General features: G+C 65.3%; 18 protein-coding genes. 9 read left to right on the top strand and 9 right to left on the bottom strand.

The window, feature by feature from the left end; translation table 11 throughout:
- Positions 1–62: 62 nt before the first annotated feature.
- Positions 63–1097 carry a peptidase U32 family protein gene (locus BZG29_RS11255; RefSeq protein WP_077409063.1) on the bottom strand — a complete coding sequence of 345 codons (1035 nt, stop codon included), beginning with the start codon at positions 1095–1097 and terminating at the stop codon, positions 63–65.
- A 166-nt stretch (positions 1098–1263) separates the two neighbouring features.
- On the opposite strand from BZG29_RS11255, the gene BZG29_RS11250 reads away from it, so the two are divergent.
- The 7 genes from BZG29_RS11250 (at position 1264) to BZG29_RS11220 (ending at position 10407) form a co-directional block, all read left to right on the top strand.
- Positions 1264–1671, top strand: coding sequence for a hypothetical protein (locus BZG29_RS11250; RefSeq protein ID WP_077402399.1), 408 nt, complete (start codon positions 1264–1266; stop codon positions 1669–1671).
- Between the two features lie 123 nt (positions 1672–1794).
- The gene (locus tag BZG29_RS11245) at positions 1795–3543 is read left to right on the top strand and encodes a ribonucleoside triphosphate reductase (RefSeq protein WP_077402396.1); all 1749 of its coding nucleotides are present in this window, start codon (positions 1795–1797) and stop codon (positions 3541–3543) included.
- Entirely contained in the window at positions 3540–3740 is a 201-nt protein-coding gene (nrdD, locus tag BZG29_RS11240; protein ID WP_077402393.1) for an anaerobic ribonucleoside-triphosphate reductase, read from the top strand. Before BZG29_RS11245 ends, nrdD begins: the two co-directional genes overlap by 4 nt.
- On the top strand, positions 3730–4437 hold the full coding sequence (locus BZG29_RS11235) for an anaerobic ribonucleoside-triphosphate reductase activating protein (RefSeq protein ID WP_077402390.1): 708 nt from the start codon (positions 3730–3732) through the stop codon (positions 4435–4437). The genes nrdD and BZG29_RS11235 overlap by 11 nt, the downstream gene beginning before the upstream one ends.
- A 148-nt stretch (positions 4438–4585) precedes the next feature.
- Positions 4586–8641 (top strand): Pls/PosA family non-ribosomal peptide synthetase, encoded by a 4056-nt coding sequence (locus BZG29_RS11230; RefSeq protein ID WP_077402387.1) that lies wholly within the window; start codon positions 4586–4588, stop codon positions 8639–8641.
- Positions 8642–8662: 21 nt separating this feature from the next.
- Positions 8663–9205 carry a 4'-phosphopantetheinyl transferase superfamily protein gene (locus tag BZG29_RS11225; RefSeq protein WP_171984981.1) on the top strand — a complete coding sequence of 181 codons (543 nt, stop codon included), beginning with the start codon at positions 8663–8665 and terminating at the stop codon, positions 9203–9205.
- Between the two features lie 296 nt (positions 9206–9501).
- Positions 9502–10407 (top strand): LysR family transcriptional regulator, encoded by a 906-nt coding sequence (locus tag BZG29_RS11220; protein ID WP_077402380.1) that lies wholly within the window; start codon positions 9502–9504, stop codon positions 10405–10407.
- Here BZG29_RS11220 and BZG29_RS11215 read toward each other — a convergent pair.
- Entirely contained in the window at positions 10404–11081 is a 678-nt protein-coding gene (locus BZG29_RS11215; RefSeq protein WP_077402377.1) for a phosphoribosylanthranilate isomerase, read from the bottom strand. The two genes, BZG29_RS11220 and BZG29_RS11215, sit on opposite strands and share 4 nt — an antisense overlap.
- A 125-nt stretch (positions 11082–11206) precedes the next feature.
- On the opposite strand from BZG29_RS11215, the gene BZG29_RS11210 reads away from it, so the two are divergent.
- On the top strand, positions 11207–11434 hold the full coding sequence (locus BZG29_RS11210) for a hypothetical protein (RefSeq protein ID WP_077402374.1): 228 nt from the start codon (positions 11207–11209) through the stop codon (positions 11432–11434).
- Between the two features lie 62 nt (positions 11435–11496).
- Positions 11497–11901 carry a hypothetical protein gene (locus tag BZG29_RS11205; RefSeq protein ID WP_077402371.1) on the top strand — a complete coding sequence of 135 codons (405 nt, stop codon included), beginning with the start codon at positions 11497–11499 and terminating at the stop codon, positions 11899–11901.
- A gap of 84 nt (positions 11902–11985) precedes the next feature.
- Here BZG29_RS11205 and BZG29_RS11200 read toward each other — a convergent pair whose 3' ends face one another.
- The 7 genes from BZG29_RS11200 to BZG29_RS11170 form a co-directional block, all read right to left on the bottom strand.
- A complete protein-coding gene (locus BZG29_RS11200; RefSeq protein WP_077402368.1) occupies positions 11986–13014 on the bottom strand; it encodes an RNA methyltransferase in 1029 nt (342 codons plus the stop codon).
- 68 nt (positions 13015–13082) lie between these two features.
- Positions 13083–13424: a zinc ribbon domain-containing protein YjdM gene (locus BZG29_RS11195; RefSeq protein WP_077402365.1), complete on the bottom strand. Its 342-nt coding sequence runs from the start codon at positions 13422–13424 to the stop codon at positions 13083–13085.
- 90 nt (positions 13425–13514) lie between these two features.
- Positions 13515–14495, bottom strand: a complete 981-nt coding sequence (gene dmeF / locus BZG29_RS11190) for a CDF family Co(II)/Ni(II) efflux transporter DmeF (RefSeq protein ID WP_077402362.1) — start codon at positions 14493–14495, stop codon at positions 13515–13517.
- A 10-nt stretch (positions 14496–14505) separates the two neighbouring features.
- Positions 14506–14781: a metal/formaldehyde-sensitive transcriptional repressor gene (locus BZG29_RS11185; protein WP_077402359.1), complete on the bottom strand. Its 276-nt coding sequence runs from the start codon at positions 14779–14781 to the stop codon at positions 14506–14508.
- A 121-nt stretch (positions 14782–14902) separates the two neighbouring features.
- On the bottom strand, positions 14903–15727 hold the full coding sequence (locus tag BZG29_RS11180) for a TlpA disulfide reductase family protein (protein WP_077402356.1): 825 nt from the start codon (positions 15725–15727) through the stop codon (positions 14903–14905).
- 59 nt (positions 15728–15786) lie between these two features.
- Positions 15787–16488 (bottom strand): DUF2325 domain-containing protein, encoded by a 702-nt coding sequence (locus BZG29_RS11175; RefSeq protein WP_253192854.1) that lies wholly within the window; start codon positions 16486–16488, stop codon positions 15787–15789.
- Positions 16489–16612: 124 nt separating this feature from the next.
- On the bottom strand, positions 16613–17218 hold the full coding sequence (locus BZG29_RS11170; RefSeq protein ID WP_150130869.1) for a hypothetical protein: 606 nt from the start codon (positions 17216–17218) through the stop codon (positions 16613–16615).
- Between the last annotated feature and the right edge of the window lie 102 nt (positions 17219–17320).

The following is a 17320-nucleotide window of genomic DNA, read 5'->3' as shown; positions in this document are numbered from 1 at the left end:
TTTTAAGTTACAGAACCGTAGCGAGCGGCTCGCGGCGGGGTCGAGAAGCGCAGCAGGCTTTGCTATTTCCAGGAGCGGTGATACGCGCCCAAGGTGTGCTGCTGGCCCTCGGCCAGCTTGTCCATGGCCGCCATCCAGCCCGGCTTGACGGCGTAGCGCGCATTGCCTTCGCGGCAGGCGTCGATCGCTTCGCGCCACACGCGCGTGACCTGCGCCACGTAGGCCGGGCTGCGCTGGCGCCCTTCGATTTTCACGGCGCGCACGCCCATGGCGATCAGCTGCGGCAGCAGCGCCAGCGTGTTCAGGCTGGCCGGCTCCTCGATGGCGTAATACTCTTCGTCATTGACTTCGAAACGCCCCTTGCACAGGGTCGGGTAGCTGGCATTTTCGCCCGGTGCGTAACGGTCGATCAGCACGCCGTTCAGGCGCGATTCGAGGCCGTTCGGCGTTTCCAGCCAGCGCACGGATTTCGCCGGCGAGCACACGCCGTGGGTGTTCGGCGCCTCGCCCGTCGCATATGACGACAGCGCACAGCGCCCTTCGACCATCACGCACAGGCTGCCGAAGCCGAACACCTCGATCTCGACTTCCGTCTTGGCGATCAGTTGCTCCACCTGCGCCATCGACAGCACGCGCGGCAGCACGGCGCGGGCGATGCCGAAGTGTTCCTGGTAAAAATTGATGGCTTCGTAGTTGGTGGCCGAGCCCTGCACGGACAGGTGCAGGCGCAGCTGCGGGTGGTGCTGGGCCGCGTAGGCCATCAAGCCCGGATCGGCGACGATCATGGCGTCGATGCCGGCATCGGCGGCGCGGTCGATGGCGCTGCGCCACACGGCCCAGTTGTGCGGCTGCGGATAGGTATTCAGCGCCAGCAGCACCTTGCGGCCATACTGGTGGGCGTAGCGCACGCCCTCGGCGATGGCCTTCTCGTCGAAATTGAGGCCGGCGAAATTGCGCGCATTGGTGGCGTCGCGAAAACCCAAATAAACGGTGTCGGCGCCATTGTCGACGGCCGCTTTCAAGGCTGGCAGGCTGCCGGCGGGGCAGACCAGTTCCAGCGGTCCGGCCACGCGGGTGGCGGTGGTTGATTCAAGCATCATGGTGTTCACAGTCCTGTATCGGCTCAGGGTGCAGACTATAGCCCCGCCCAGGCTGCCCAGTCCTTGACGCAGGTGAAGGAATGCATGCATGGCTGGCGCGCGTTCAACTTGCTTGACCTGGCTGTAAAATGCCCCCCCTTTTCTCCCTGTCCGATTGCCCGCCATGACCCGCAAACCGCTGCTGATTTTCCTGCTCACCCTGTTCCTCACCGCGCTGCAAGTGCAGTGGGCCGGCCCGGCCGATGGCTATGACGCGGGGACCATCTCCGTGCTGTCGCCCGAAGTGCTGGGCGCGTATCCGGGCGTGCTGCTGTTCCTGCTGGCCGTATTCGCGCGCCGCCAACTGCCGCTGCTGCGCCAGGCCGCCATCTGCACGGGCCTGCTGGCCATCTACTGGCTGCTGGCCAATTACGTCACCTTCGACGCGCGCGTGGCCAGCTGGAGCACCTACTCGCCGCTGGAAATCTGGGCCCACGTGCTGCCCGCCTCCGTCGCCAGCATCGCCGCCTGCGGCGCCGCGTATTTCGGCGCGACCGTCTTGATCCTGCGCCAGGGCCGCCTGAAAAAATAAACAGAGGCGCTTTTTTCACCTGCATCAAGGATTCGTCACGCCGCTGCACGCGCCCTTTGACGCCACTATATTTAGTGATTAATCTCCATAAAAACACCGCATGTTGTGTTTATTGGAGGTTTCATGACGACGAATGCAGTTTCCCCAACACGCGGCCAGGTCGATGTCGCCGCGTCCATCAATGAATACCTGGACCGGCGCGACTGGCGCGTCAACGCCAACGCCAACCAGGGCTACTCGCTGGGCGGCCTGATACTCAACGTGTCGGGCAAGGTCATCGCCAACTACTGGCTGGACCAGGTCTATCCGCCGGAAGTGGGCGCGGCGCACCGCGAAGCGGCGCTGCACATCCACGACCTCGACATGCTGGCCGGCTATTGCGCCGGCTGGTCGCTGCGCACCCTGCTGCACGAAGGCTTGAATGGCGTGCCGGGCAAGATCGAATCGGGTCCGCCGAAACACATGTCGAGCGCCATCGGCCAGATCGTCAATTTCCTCGGCACCCTGCAAAACGAGTGGGCCGGCGCGCAGGCGTTCAGCTCCTTCGACACCTACATGGCGCCCTACATCCGCAAGGACAGCCTGCGCTATGAAGACGTGCGCCAGTACATGCAGGAGCTGATCTTCAACCTCAACGTGCCATCGCGCTGGGGCACGCAGACACCGTTCACCAACCTCACCTTCGACTGGGTCTGCCCGGACGACCTGCGCGAGCAGATTCCCGTCATCGCCGGCCAGGAAATGGACTTCAGCTATGGCGAGCTGCAGGCGGAAATGGACATGATCAACCGCGCCTACATCGAGATCATGATGGCGGGCGACGCCAAGGGCCGCGTCTTCACCTTCCCCATCCCCACCTATAACATCACCGAGGATTTCGACTGGCATAGCGAAAACGCGGAACGCCTGTTCGAGATGACGGCCCGCTACGGCCTGCCCTACTTCCAGAATTTCATCAATTCGGAACTCAAACCGAACATGATCCGCTCCATGTGCTGCCGCTTGCAGCTGGACTTGCGCGAACTGCTGAAACGGGGCAATGGCCTGTTCGGTTCCGCCGAGCAGACGGGCTCCCTGGGCGTGGTGACGATCAACTGCGCGCGCCTGGGCCACCTGTGGCGCGGCGACGAGGCGGCGCTGCTGGCGGACCTGGACCGCCTGCTGGAGCTGGGCAAGACCAGCCTGGAAATCAAGCGCCGCACCATTGAGGAATTGATGCAGCAAGGCCTGTTCCCCTACACGAAGCGCTACCTGGGCACCCTGCGCAACCATTTTTCCACCCTGGGCGTAAACGGCATCAACGAGATGATCCGCAATTTCAGCGGCGACGCCTGGGACATCACGACGCCAGAAGGCCATGCGCTGGCAGTGCGCCTGCTCGACCACGTGCGCGACCGCATGGTGGCCTTCCAGGAAGAGACGGGACATATGTACAACCTGGAAGCGACGCCGGCCGAAGGCACGACGTACCGTTTCGCCCGCGAAGACCGCAAGCGCTATCCCGCCATCCTGCAGGCGGGCACGGTCGACAACCCGTACTACACGAATTCGTCGCAGCTGCCCGTCGGCCATACGGACGACCCGTTCGAGGCTTTGGCCCTGCAGGACACGCTGCAGCGCAAGTACACGGGCGGCACGGTGCTGCACCTGTACATGACGGAAGCGCTGTCGGACGCGAACGCCTGCCGCGAACTGGTAAAACGCGCCCTGAGCCGCTTTTCGCTGCCCTACATCACCGTCACGCCCACGTTTTCCATCTGCCCGCGCCACGGCTACCTGGCCGGCAAACATGAATTCTGCCCCACCTGCGACGCGGAACTGATCGCGCGCAAACAATCCGATCTTGCTCACCCACTCAAGGAAACGCCATGAATGCACGTCCCGACTTCACTCCCGCCATCACCCTGCTCGACACCGAACGCCAGCGCTGCGAAATCTGGACCCGCGTGATGGGCTATCACCGCCCCGTCGCCTCGTTCAACATCGGCAAGCAGGGCGAATTCCACGAGCGCCAGTACTTTACGGAAGCGGGCGCCCGGATTGGCCAGCCCGCCTGCCATGGCGCTTGAACTGAAAGTGGGCGGCCTGACGCCCTTTTCCGCCACCGACTATCCCGGTAAGCTGGCCGCCGTCGTCTTCGTGCAGGGCTGCCCCTGGCGTTGCGGCTATTGCCACAATCCGCACTTGCAGCCCCGCACACCGGAAGGCGCCATGCCCTGGCAGGATGTACTGACCTGGCTGCGGCGCAGAGCGGGCCTCGTCGACGCCGTCGTCTTCAGCGGCGGCGAGGCGTGCATGGACCCGGCGCTGGGGCGCGCCATGCTGGACGTCCGGGAACTGGGTTTCGGCATCGGCCTGCACACGGCCTGCATCTATCCGCAGCGCCTGCAGGAAGTGCTGCCCCTGGTCGACTGGGTGGGCTTCGACATCAAGGCGCCGTTTGCCGACTATCGACATGTGACCCGCGTGGCCGGCAGCGGCGACCCGGCGCGCGCCTGCCTGGACGCCATCCTCGCCAGCGGCGTCGCCTACGAATGCCGCACCACCACCCACCCGGACCTGCTGCCGGACGACCAGCTGCTGGCCCTGGCCGCCACTCTGGCCGCCAAAGGCGTCGATAACTACGTTCTGCAGCAATTCCGCGCCGAAGGCTGCGCGGATGCGGCGCTGTCCGGCCGCCCCCTGCACGGCTATCCGGCGGCGTGCACGGTGGCGCAAATCGGCGCCATGTTTCCCCGTTTTACATTCCGTAATCATGGCAGTTGAGCCGACAAGCACATTATTTCGGAAAGCCCCGCAAAATTCCCCGTTCTGCAACGCTGAAATGTCTTGCGTGCTGTAATGTATCAACTGTGCTGCGCACCACGCGCAGCCCGTCAGATTCCTCACACCGCATTACAGATAAGCGTCATCCATGAACGATTTCACCGCAGCCAGCCCAGGCACCCCTTCCACTCATGCCGACATCCTGTACGGCCCGCCGCGACCGGATCTGCTGCGAGAAGAAGTGCTGGCCGACCTGCTGGAAGCGACGGCCCGCCGCTGCCCGCAGCAAACCGCCCTGATCGATGGCGCGCGCAGCATCACGTATGCGGAACTCGATGCGCAGGCGGGCCTGGCTGCGGCGCGCCTGGTGGCGGCCGGCGTCAAGCCCGGCGACATCGTGGGCCTGTGGCTGCCGCGCGGCGCGCATTTGCTGCTGATGCAGGCGGCCATCGCCAAGGCGGGCGCCGCCTGGCTGCCCGTCGATGAAGACACGCCCGTCGAGCGTCTGCAAGTGTGCCTCGATGACGCCAATGGCGCCGGTGTGGTCAGCTGCGCGCAATTCGCGCCGCGCCTGTCTGATGCTGGCGTCCAGCGCCCCGTATGGACGGCGGAAAGCTTGCTGGCGCCCGCCGCGCCTGGCGAACATTTGCCCGCGCGCGGCGCCGTGCTGCCCGAACACCCGGCGTACGTGATCTACACGTCCGGCTCCACGGGCAAGCCGAAAGGCATATTGATCAATCAGCGCAGCATCTGCCACTTCCTGCGCAGCGAAAACGCCGTGCTGGAAGTGACGCAAGACGACACCGTCTACCAGGGCTTTTCCGTCGCCTTCGACATGTCGTTCGAGGAAATCTGGATCGCCTACCTGGTGGGTGCCACCCTGTGGCTGGGACCCAAGGATATCTCGGGGGATCCGGAAACCTTGCCGCGCGCGCTGGCCGCCAACCACGTCACCGTGCTGCACGCCGTGCCGACCTTGCTGGCCCTGTTCGCCGAAGACGTGCCGAGCCTGCGTCTGATCAACCTGGGCGGCGAGATGTGCCCCGAGTCCTTGGTCGAGCGCTGGTCGCGCCCGGGCCGCGCCATGTTCAACACCTACGGCCCCACGGAAGCCACCGTCTCGTGCAGCCTGGCGCGCCTGCGGCCCGGCGAACCGGTGACCATCGGCACGCCGCTGCCCAACTATGGCTTGCTGGTGCTGCAGGTGGCCGAAGCGGGAGAAAACCGTCCCTTGGCCCTGCTGCCACGTGGCGAGACGGGAGAACTGTGCATCATCGGCCCCGGCCTGGCCGAGGGGTACCTGGGCCGGCCCGACCTGACGGTGGAAAAATTCCTCCCCAATCCCTGGGCGACCAGTGACGATGACGCGCGCCTGTACCGCACGGGCGACCTGGCCCGCATCGATGCGGACGGCCAGGTGCTGTGCCTGGGCCGCGCCGACGACCAGGTGAAAATTCGCGGCTTCCGCGTGGAGCTGGGCGAGATCGAAGCCGTGCTGGCGCAGCAAGCGGGCGTGGGCACGGTGGCAGTATTGCTGCGCAAGGACGACGGCATCGACCAGCTGGTGGCGTATATCGTCTGCAGCGACGAGGCGCCCGAGGACGCCCTGGCGGCAAAAACCCTGCGCACTGCCCTGAACCTGCATTTGCCGCCGTATATGGTGCCGGGCCGTTTTGAATTACTGCCGCTGATGCCGCGCCTCACTTCCGGAAAAATCGACAGGAAGGCCCTGAAAGCCATGCCATTGTCGGCGCCGCCAGCAGGCGAGGCGGGCGAATCGGACGTGCCGGAAACGCCGGCCGAAGCGGCCCTGTTCGCGGCGCTGGCCAAGCTGTTTCCCGGCCAGGCGATCTTGCGCCGGCTGGACTTTTTCAGCGACCTCGGTGGCCATTCCTTCCTGGCCGCGCGCCTCGCATCGAGCCTGCGCGCCGATCCGGCCTACGCCCACATGACGGTGCGCGACATTTATCAGAACCGGCAGATCGGCAAGATCGCCGCCGTCTTGAACGAGGCACCCGCGCTGGCCACGCCGGAAGCGGAATGGACGCCGCCATCGACCTGGAAACGCTGGCTGTGCGGCGCGGCGCAGGCGGCGGCCGTGCCGGGCCTCGTCACCTTGCGTATGGCGCAGTGGATGGCGCCGTTTTTCACCTATCACTTCTTCACGGGCGACACGGGAGACACCGTGCCGCGCGCCATCGCCGCCTCGATCGGCGTGTTCCTGCTCGCCACCCTGGCCGAATTTGCCATCGCGATTGCCGGCAAGTGGCTGATCGCCGGGCGCCTGAAGCCGGGCAGCTATCCGCTGTGGGGCGTCACCTATTACCGCTGGTGGCTGGCCGACCGCCTGGTCGAGTCGGCGCCCGCCTACCTGCTCAGCGGCTCGTCCCTGAATAGCTGGTGGCTGCGCGCGCTGGGCGCCAAGGTGGGCAAGGAAGTCGTCATCGGCTCGATGACCCTGCGCGCGCCCGACCTGCTGGCCATCGGCGACAATGTCAGCGTGGGCAATGCCGTCAACTTTGAAAACGCCAGGGTCGAGCGGGGCCGCCTGTTGCTGGGCCAGATCCGCATCGGCGACGATGCCTGCATCAGCTCTTACGCTATCCTGGAAGGCAATACCAGCGTGGGCGCATTTGGCCACCTGGAGGGACAATCGGCGCTGGCCGATGGCGCCTCGGTGCCGGCCGGCAGGGTCTGGACTGGCTCGCCCGCGCGCGATGTCGGCCCGTTTGACGTGGCCAGCCAGCCGCCGCGCCCCGCCGTCTCGCGCCTGCGCCTGACGGGCGAAACCCTGTTCTTCTGCTTTGGCATGGTCCTCATCGCCGTGCTGTTCTTCATGCCCGTCTTCCCCAGCTTCGTGCTGATCGACTGGTTCGACGAGCGCGAAATGATGCCGTGGCTGCAGGGCCGCGACGTGACGACCCAGCTGGCCCGCTACTTCCTGCTGGCCTTCCCCGCCAGCGCCGTGCTGATCGTGCTGACCGCCCTGCTGTCGGCGGCCATCCGCTGGGGCGCGCTGCCCCGCCTGAAGCCGGGCAGCTCGCCCGTGCACAGCAATATCTATTGCGCCAAGTGGCTGGTCAGCCATATCCAGGAATCGAGCCTGAACGTGCTGCACGGCATTTACGCCACCGTCTACGCGCCGTACTGGTACCGCCTGCTGGGCGCCAAGGTCGGCAAGGGCGCCGAGATTTCCACGGCGCTGGGCGTGGTGCCCGACATGCTGACCCTGGGCGACGACACCTTCATCGCCGACGCCGTCATGCTGGGCGACGAACAGATCGACGGCGGCTGGATGACCATGCGCCCCACCGTCATCTCGCACCGCAGCTTTGTCGGCAACGGCAGCTATATCCCGGACGGCACGGTGCTGCCCGAGCACGTGCTGATCGGCGTGCACACGCATGCGCCGCGCAATGAACAGATGCACAGCGGCGACACGTGGCTGGGCTCCCCGCCCATGCACCTGCCCGCGCGCGAGCAGGTCAGCGGCTTTGCCGAGCACCTGACCTTCAAGCCATCGCTGTTGCGCCGCCTGGGCCGCAGCCTGATCGAAGCGTTCCGCATCGTCGCGCCGCACGCGGTGGTGATCGCCGTCGGCTATACCCTGGTGCTGGACGTGATGCCGATCGCGGGCGCCGGGCGCTGGGGCGAAGTGGTGGGCGACCTGGCCATCGCCGGCCTGGCCTACGGCATCGGCAATTTCCTCGTGGTGGTGCTGTTCAAGTGGCTGCTTCTGGGACGCTACCGCAAGCACGCGGCGCCCATGTGGACGCCGTTCGTGTGGATTTCGGAAGGCGTGACCAATCTGTACGAAGGTATCGCCGTGCCCAACTTCATGCGCTACCTGCGCGGCACGCCGTGGCTGCCTCTCGCCTTCCGCCTGTTCGGCTGCAAGATCGGCCGCGGCGTCTACATGGACACGACCGACATCACGGAATTTGACTGCGTGCACATCGGCGATTACAGCGAATTGAACGCCCTCACCTGCCCGCAAACGCATCTGTTCGAAGACCGCGTGATGAAGATCGACCACGTGGAAATCGGCCGGCGCGTCTACATGGGCCCGCGCAGCTCCGTGCTGTACAGCGCCAAGGTGGGCGACAATGCGCGCCTGGGACCGTTGACCCTGGTGATGAAGGGCGAGCACATCCCCGCCGGCAGCAACTGGGCGGGCTGCCCGGCGGCGCCGCTGCGCAGCTGATCGCAGTTGATGAATCGTACGGTGCTCTGGTCTGGAAACGGCGTGCTGGTAATCGGCATCGCCGCCGTGCTGCCGCGCACCGAGGCCCGGTTGCGCATCCGCGCCGCCGTGCGCGAGGCGCTAGCCCAGTGGCTGCAGCTGGACATCGAGGCGATTTCGGTGGAGTCAACGCCTGGCCAGGCCCCGCGCCTGCTGCTGGCCGGCCGCCCAGCGGGTTTGTCATTGACCCATGACGAGGGCATCTCGCTGGCCGCCGTTCATCTGCATGGCCCTGTCGGCATCGACGTGATGCGCGTGCAGGCTATTGCCGACTGGTTCAATCTGGCGCGCGACTACCTGGGGCCGCAGGTGACGCAGGAGCTGGCTTCATTGCCCGATGCTCAACGCCCCTTGGCCCTGGCGCAAGCATGGACGGCGCGCGAGGCGGCGCTCAAGTGCGCGGGCTTGCCGTTGATGGAATGGGATGGGGTGGTATTGAATTACAAGGTACAGCACATCGCCTTGCAGGACGGATTTGTCGCAATGCTCGCAACCCCGAAGACGAAGACTGGGGTCGGACCCTGAGGGGGAATAGGGTTCAACGGACCGTATTCCGATTCCAAAGGAACCGACCCCGGCCTTTCTGCCGTTGGGTTTCCACGCGAAACGTACATCAATCCTCACTATCCAATCCTGAGCGACCGCCGCCGATCTGGACGAAAATCAGTTTTACGATAATACTGACGAGCAGTCCCAGCACCCCGATCAATTCCAGCATGGCCATTCCTTTGCAGTGACAGCAGACCAGGCCACTGTAACGCGAACCCCGGGGCCAGGCTAATATCAAATCAGGCAGTCTACGATCTCGAAAAGGCATACGATTGATTTCCATCAGACAGTTCCGCTATTTTGTCGAAGTCGTCGATGCGGGCAGCTACTCGCGCGCGGCGGAAAAATTATATATCGCGCAGTCGGCCCTGAGCCGGCAGATCAAGGAGCTGGAGGGCGAGGTGCAGGCGCTGCTGCTGACGCGCGATGCGCGCCATATCGAACTGACGTCTGCGGGACAGGTCTTCTATGAGCGGGCCAAACGCATCCTCGAAGATATCGATGAAACCGTGCGCCAGACGCGCCACGTGGGACAAGGGGCGCAAGGCATCATCCGCCTGCTGCATTCGAGTTCCGTGACCCTCACGCCCGCCATCGGCGCCGTGCTGAACCGCCTGCTGGCACAGTTTCCCGGCGTTTCGCTCGATATCTCCAAGGGATCGTCGGAAAACCAGGCGGCGGACATCGAGGAAGGCCGCGCCGACCTGGGCCTGGTGCGCCTGCCCACCTTGCGCAAGCATGCCAACATCATCGTGCGCGAACTGTACGCGGAAAGGCTGGTGGTGGCCGTGTCAGCGATGTCGCCATTGGCCGCGCTGGAGCGCACGACGATCGCCGCCCTGCGCGACGAAGCATTCGTCTCGATCCCGCACAAGGACCGCGGAGGCCTCAGCTACCTGGTGGCGGGCCTGTGCCTGGCGCAGGGCTTTTTCCCCAAGGCGGCGCGCGCCCTGTCGCGCAAGACCTCGCAGCTGAACCTGATCGAAGCCGACATGGGCATCGCCATCGTCCCGGACAGCATGCGCCTGGTGGCGCCGCCCGGCGTGCGTTTTATTCCCTTGCCGGACGAAGAATCGCACTCCGTCGTGGGATTGATCTCGCCGCGCGCGGCCGGCGGCATGGTGGCCGCGTTTACGGAAGCATTCGTGCGCGAGATGGCCAAACTGCCGGCCGGCTAGCCTTCCGCGTACAGCACCGCATCCGCGTCGCGCACGGCCGCCATCAGCAAGGCCAGCTTCATGACATCGAGCTTGCCGTCCGTGCGCACGCGCGAGCACAGGTCGATGCCGTAGGGGCGTACCTGGCGCAGCGCGTCGGCTGCGTTGGTGGCGTCCAACCCGCCGGCCAGGAAGACGGGACGGGGGCTGGCGCGCACGAAGCGCGCGCTGATGCTCCAGTCATGCGTGCGGCCCGTGCCGCCCAGTTCAGGCACGGCAGCGCCGGGACGGCCCGAATCGAGCAGGAAAGCGTGCACGTGGGGCGCATAGGCGGGAATCAGCGCCAAAGCCTCGGGCCCCTCCACGTGGATCACCTGCACGCGCCGCACGTGCGGCAGCAAGCGTGCCAGTTCGGCCACCTCGCACGGGTCGATATGCCCGACGATCTGCACGGTGGACGGCTGCGTGGCGCGCACGTGTTCTGCGATGGCTGGCGCCGTCGTCTCGGACGTCAGCAAAAAGGTGGCCACGGGCGGCGGCGTCCAGGCGGCGATTTGCGCGATGCGCGCATCGGGAATCGGGCCAGGGCCGGAGGGCATGGCCGCCACCAGGCCCAGCGCGTCGGCGCCGGCGGCAATGGCCAGTTGCGCTTCGTCGATGGAAGCGATACAGCAAATCTTGATGCGGGTTCTCATGGCCTGGCGTGTTCAATCGGGATGATCAACATTACAACACAGGGCGGCGCGCGCGCCAAGACACGCGGTCAAGCCCGCGCGCGATTGTGTGCCAGAATGGGGCCTGCCCACTTCCCGAGGAATCCATGGCCGACTACAAGAACCCCAGCTATGTGGCCCGCTCCATGCATCCGCGTTTCGATGAACTGACGTCACCGGGCGAAGCCGTGCCGTATTCGGGCATCTACCGCTGCGACGGCTGCGCGCACGAAATCGTCTCGACGGAAGGCCACGTCATGCCGCCGCAAAACCACCACCAGCACAGCAGCGAGCAGGGGCCGATCCGCTGGCGCCTGATCGTCAGCCCGCGCTGATTGACATGCGCCAGGTGGCGGACGATACTTGATTTATCCGGGATCGCCATTGGAAGCCGCATATGCGCATCGTCGACTTTGAAATCCGCAAGGAGTGCCCGCCGCAGTTGTGCGACTGCGAACGCGAGCGCCTGCTCGACGATGCGCAGGCGGACCTTGCCATCCTGCGCCTGAACCTGGCGGAAGAAAAGCGCCTGCTGGCGCATATCGAGGGCATCGCCACCCATGCGCAGTTACGGAAGCTGCAGCAGCGCTTGCGCGACAACCTGGGCGTGGAATTGCAGATTACACCGGGCAGCGGCGAAGTGCGCACCGTGCGCGGCTTCCAGATCCGCCTGCTGGAGCGGCCCGGCCTGTGCCGCAAGACGCGCGCCGCCGTTCCGGCTGCCGTGCGCCGCTGCCTGGCCGCGCATCCCGAGATCGCGTTTGCGATATTGAATGAAAACGATTTGCTGGGCGGAGTTTAACCCCACGGCAAAGGCTGGGGTCAGACCCTCAACACTGTTAGCGTCAAGCTCGGTGCCAACGTATCCGGGGGTCTGACCCCGGTTCTACGCTGCGTGTATCTCGATCACTTTCCTGCCCTTCGCTTCGCGCGCCCGCAGCTGCCCGCAGCCGCCCTCCACGTCCTGCCCGGCCGAATCGCGCAATTTGGTCAGCACGCCGCGCGCGTGCAGGGCGGCGGCAATCGCACGCGCCTTTTCCCAGCTGGGGCGCTTGAACGGCAAGTCGTCGATGGTGTTGTACGGGATCATGTTCAGCACCGCATATTTCCCCTGCAGGAGCGCCACGATGCCGTCCATCTCGTCCTCGCCATCGTTGACGCCTTCCATCAGGGTCCACTGGTACTGCACCGGGTAGCCCGTCAGGCGCGCATACGATTCGCCAAAGTCCACCAGTTCCTGCGGGGTGAGCCTGGGCGCGCGCGGCAGCAGCTGTTCGCGCAGCTCTCGCTTCGTCGTGTGCAGGGACAGGGCCAGCGCCGGCTTGACGCGACCTTGCGGCAGGCGCTCGAAGGCGCGCGGGTCGCCCACCGTGGAAAACACGAGGTTCTTGTGGCCGATATTGCCCTCGGTACCCAGCAGTTCGATCGCTTCCATCACGTTGTTCAGGTTATGCGCCGGTTCGCCCATGCCCATGAAGACGACTTTTTTCACGGGGCGCAAGGTGCGCGCCAGCACCACCTGCGCGACAATTTCTCCGCTGGTGACTTGCCGGATCAAGCCGTCGCGGCCCGTCATGCAGAACTGGCAGCCGACGGCGCAACCGACCTGGCTGGACACGCACAAGCCGTCGCGCGGCAGCAGCACGCTTTCCACCGTCTGGCCATCGTGCAGTCCCACCAGCAGGCGCGCGGAACCGTCCGCGCCCGGGTGGGTGCTGAGCAGCTTCAGCATGCCCTGCAATTCGAGGTCGAGCGCGGGCAAGGCCTCGCGCACAGGCAGCGGCAAAAAATCCTCGGCGCGGCGCCGGCCCTGATCGTGCGGCTGCGCCTGTATCCAGTCGCGCAGCACGCGCTGTTCGTGCAGGGGCTTGGCACCCAGGGCGCGCAGGCGCTGGCGGAGATGATCGATTTGCATGGCTTCTGAATAAAAAAACGGCGCGCCGGCAGGAATGCGAGGCGCGCCGCGAATGGCAAGGAAAAAGCTTAGACTTTTTTCACGAACTCGGTTTTCAAGCTCATGGAACCGAAGCCGTCGATCTTGCAGTCGATATCGTGGTCGCTGTCGACCAGGCGGATGTTCTTGACCTTGGTGCCCATCTTGACGACACCGCCGCCGCCCTTCAATTTCAAGTCCTTGATGACGCTGACCGTGTCGCCGTCCTGCAGGATATTGCCAGCCGAATCGCGGTACACCTTGGCGCCCTCTTCCGCCGCTTCTGCAGCCGTGGCCGACCATTCATGCGCGCATTCAGGGCAGATCAACTGGCTGCCGTCTTCGTACGTGAATTCGGATTGGCATTGCGGGCATGGTGGTAATGTGCTCATTTTCTTCTCTGTCTGGTGAACAGCGCGTGCTGTAAAAGCCGACATTATACTGCCTACGCCCCGCATCAGCGTGCTTTTTCGCCATCATTGTCAAGGCCGGCGAATAATCTCGATGGTGCTGTGAACGATTTCCTCGTGAATGCCGATGCGCGCGCGCAGTTCGGCCGCCGTCAGGCTGGCGTCGCGGCTGACGACGGACAAGGCGCATGAATACAGCTGCTTGCCGACCCGCCACACGTGCAGGTCGACGACGCGCGGCGTGTCGCCGGCGCTTTCCACTTCCACGGCTTCGCGAATTTCATCCACCACGGGATGGTCCATCTCGCGGTCCAGCAAGACCTTGCCCGTCTCCTGCATCAGCTTTTTCGCCCACAGGGCCACCAGCACGGCGCCCGCGATGCCCATCACGGGATCGAGCCAGCGCCAGCCGTAAGCCCACGCGCCGGCCAGCGCGACGATAGCCAGCACGGACGTGGCGGCATCGGCCAGCACGTGGACGTACGCAGCCTTCATGTTCAAGTCTTCGCCGTGGCCATGGTGGCCATGGTGCTCGTGGTGCTCGTGGTGAGCGTGATGGTCATGATGCCCGTGGCCGTGGTGGTCGTGATGCCCGCCGAGGATCAGCGCGCACACGAGGTTGACCAACAGGCCGAAACCAGCCACCGCCATCGCCTGCGGATAGTGGATGGGCTGCGGCGAGAACAGGCGTTCGACGGAAGCGGCCACCATCAGCACGGCCACGCCCAGCAGCAGGATGGCGCTCGTGTAGCCGGCCAGCACTTCGATCTTCCACGTGCCGAAGGCAAAGCGCGGGTCGCGCGCATAGCGGCGCGCGGCCGCATACGCAAATGCGGCCAGGCCGATGGCCAGCGCGTGCGAACTCATATGCCAGCCATCGGCCAGCAGGGCCATGGAGTTGTACCACCAGCCGGCGACGATTTCCAGCGCCATGGTGGCCAGGGTGATCCACATGACGATGCGCGCGCGGCGTTCCGCCTTGTCGCTGGCTGCGCCAAAAACGTGTTCATGCTGCCACGCGGACAGGTCTTCGTTGAGGGATTGCGTTTGCATGACGTGCTCCTTATTTGAGGTAGGTGCGCAGGATGCCCGCGATGTCGTCGGCGCCCCTGGCCCGCTCGTCGCCGGAGATATCGGAACTGGCCACGTGCTCGCGCAGGTGTTCTTCGATGACTTCGGCCATCAGGCCATTCACGGCGCCGCGCACGGCCGCGATCAGCTGCAGCACTTCGCCGCAATCGCGGCCCTCTTCCAGGCCCCGTTCCAGGCCTTCCACCTGTCCCTTGATGCGTTTGATCCTGTTCAGCAGCTTGGTCTTGTTGTGCGCCGTGTGTCCCATGGTTTTACTCCGACAAATACTATAGGGGGGTATACTATCAGAAAGCGCGCGGCATGCGGCAAGGCGTTAAAAAAGCCGCGCATCCTCGCGGATGGGCGGCTCATTCAGGCAGGAACAGGCGCTATGGTGCCGGCGCGATCTTCCGCAGCTTGCTGGCCAGCGAGGCGTCGGACAATTCGCCCAGGTGGGTATCGACCAGGCGCCCCTGCGCGTCATAAAACAGGGTGGTGGGCAGGGCCGAGGAACCGGCCGCCTTGCCCAGCACCGCCTCGCTGTCGAGCAGCACATTGCGCAGGGCCGCGCCGCTCCGCGCCAGGAAAGCGCTGGCGGCCGCCACACCCTCGCGCTGGTTCGCATACACGAAAACGATATCGGCGCGCGCCTGCTGCGCGGCGGCCAGCACGGGCATCTCGCGCCGGCATGGCGGGCACCAGCTGGCCCACAGATTGACCACCAGCGGCTTGCCGCCGGCCAGCGCCGCCAGGGTCACCGGCGCGCCATCGAGCGCCGGCATCACCACGGCCGGCAAGGCCGCCGGCTTGTCGTAGGCCAGCGATATCCCCGCGCTCAGCACGCCCCAGGCCAGCGCGCCCGATGCCACGCTGATGGCGAGAGGGCGGCGCATGGCCGCCATGGCGGGACGGCGGCAACGCCACGCGGCGATGGCCAGCGCGGCGGCGATGCCGGCCGGCGCCATGAAGCCGCCGTCGCGGATGTTGAGGATGGACCAGGGCGCGGCCAGGTACTGTTCGTGCCAGCGCAAGACGAATGCCAGCCGCGCCGCCAGCAGCCCAGCGATCAGCATGTCGGAAACGAGGGGACCGGCGTCCGGCAGTTGGCGATAGCGCCGTAGCGACCACGCCGCGACGTAGGCCGCGCACAGGGAAACGATCAGCAGGACCAGGCCCGTAGGCAGGGCCAGGGGGCCGATTTGCAGGGACAGCATGGGCGCTCTTTATAACGTCGAATGGACGACCATTCTGCCCGATGCGGATTAAGCGGGCATTAAGAAGCGGCCAGCGCCTCCTTGCGCACGAAATGCATGGCCTGCGGCTGATCCACCAGCACGCACTGCTTGCCCGTGCGCTTGCAGTGGTCGTGCACGCGCCAGTAGGCATCGTGGCTGACGCAGCCCGTCTGGCAAATTACCAGGTCGGCCGCCACCAGGCCCGCTTCCAGCGCCGCCGCATCGTCGGCGCCATCGTCGCCGCCGGCATGGTGCAGGAAGCGCCCGCCGGCCTGCTCGATGGCTTGCTGCGCCACGTTGGCGCCACCCGCGTCCTGGCCAAGCTCCAGGCTTGAATAGTTGCTCACATATAGCACGGCTTTTTCGCGCACGTCGGCCTGCAAGGCGGACACGGGTACGGCGGAGGGCGCGGGCAGCCACTGCAGGCGCAGCAACTCGCGCATCAGATCCTGCACTCGTTCACCGAGCCACTCGACCCGGCGGGCCAGCCGGACGCGCGTCGGCAAGCCCGGCACGCTGGCCGCCAGTTCGGCCAGTTCATCGCGCGCCAGCGCCAGCCGGGTATCGCGGATCACGACCTGCACCCGCGCGCGCATCAATTCAGACTCCAGCTGCGCGATGCGGGCCGCCTGCGCAGCCAGTTGCGCACTGCAGCGCGCCTGCGCGCGGCCATATTCCCCCATCAGCACGCGATGCTCGTGCGCGATCATGTCCTCGTTGCCATACACACTGCCCATCATACCCTCCTTCACCGACCGTGGCGCCATGGCGCCAGCCCATCGCACCCCCATGGATTCGCATTATAAATGAGAATCATTATTATTTTTCTGAGCGCGCGCGAGGGGTATGCGGCGGCCGCCAGCGTCACGCAGTCGGCGGGCAAGACAGCAGGCGCTGCCATACATCGTCCTGCACCTGCCGCACATGCCGCAAGCCGTCGGGGCCACGATAGATCCCCAGCGTGTTCGGCCACGCCACATCGATGAACAACAGCCGCGCCGGATCGATCAGCAGGGACTGGCCCACATAATTGCCCTTGATCTCGCCCTTGTTCACGATCAGCAGGCGCGCGCCACCGGCCAGCGCCCGCTCTTCCAGCGCCACTCCGCTGCGCTCGGCCACATCGCGCAGCCAGCGTTCGCGCCAGCGCGCCTGCTCCCCGAACTGCCCCGTTGGCGGCCGGTCCAGCTTGACGATGGCTGCCACGGGACCGTCAATGCCCGCCTGCAGCGAAAAGCCCATGCGCTCCTGCAGTTCGACCGTGTAGGCCTCGCCCTTGACGTCGATCTGGTAGCGCCCCGCCCCGTCCTGTACCCGCAGCTCGGCCTGGTGATAGGCGGGCTGGACGCAATTGGCATATTCATAGGCAAGCACATCGAGGAACGGAGGTTCGACGGGAGATGCCGCCGCCATGGCGGGCGACAGGCTGGCACACAGCACGGCGGCAGCCGCGCATTTCATTGTATTCATTTTTGCTCCGGTTCACGTGGGACGGCTGCCGAAAAACAGGCACGGCACGCCATATTATTGTTTTTAAGCAATATTTCGCAGTATTTTTTGCAATGGTGGAAT

It is taken from the genome of Janthinobacterium sp. LM6, from assembly GCF_002002885.1.
Taxonomy (GTDB): domain Bacteria; phylum Pseudomonadota; class Gammaproteobacteria; order Burkholderiales; family Burkholderiaceae_D; genus Janthinobacterium; species Janthinobacterium kumbetense.
Note: the sequence above shows the minus strand (reverse complement) of the source record. Positions and strands in the feature narration are given on the sequence as shown.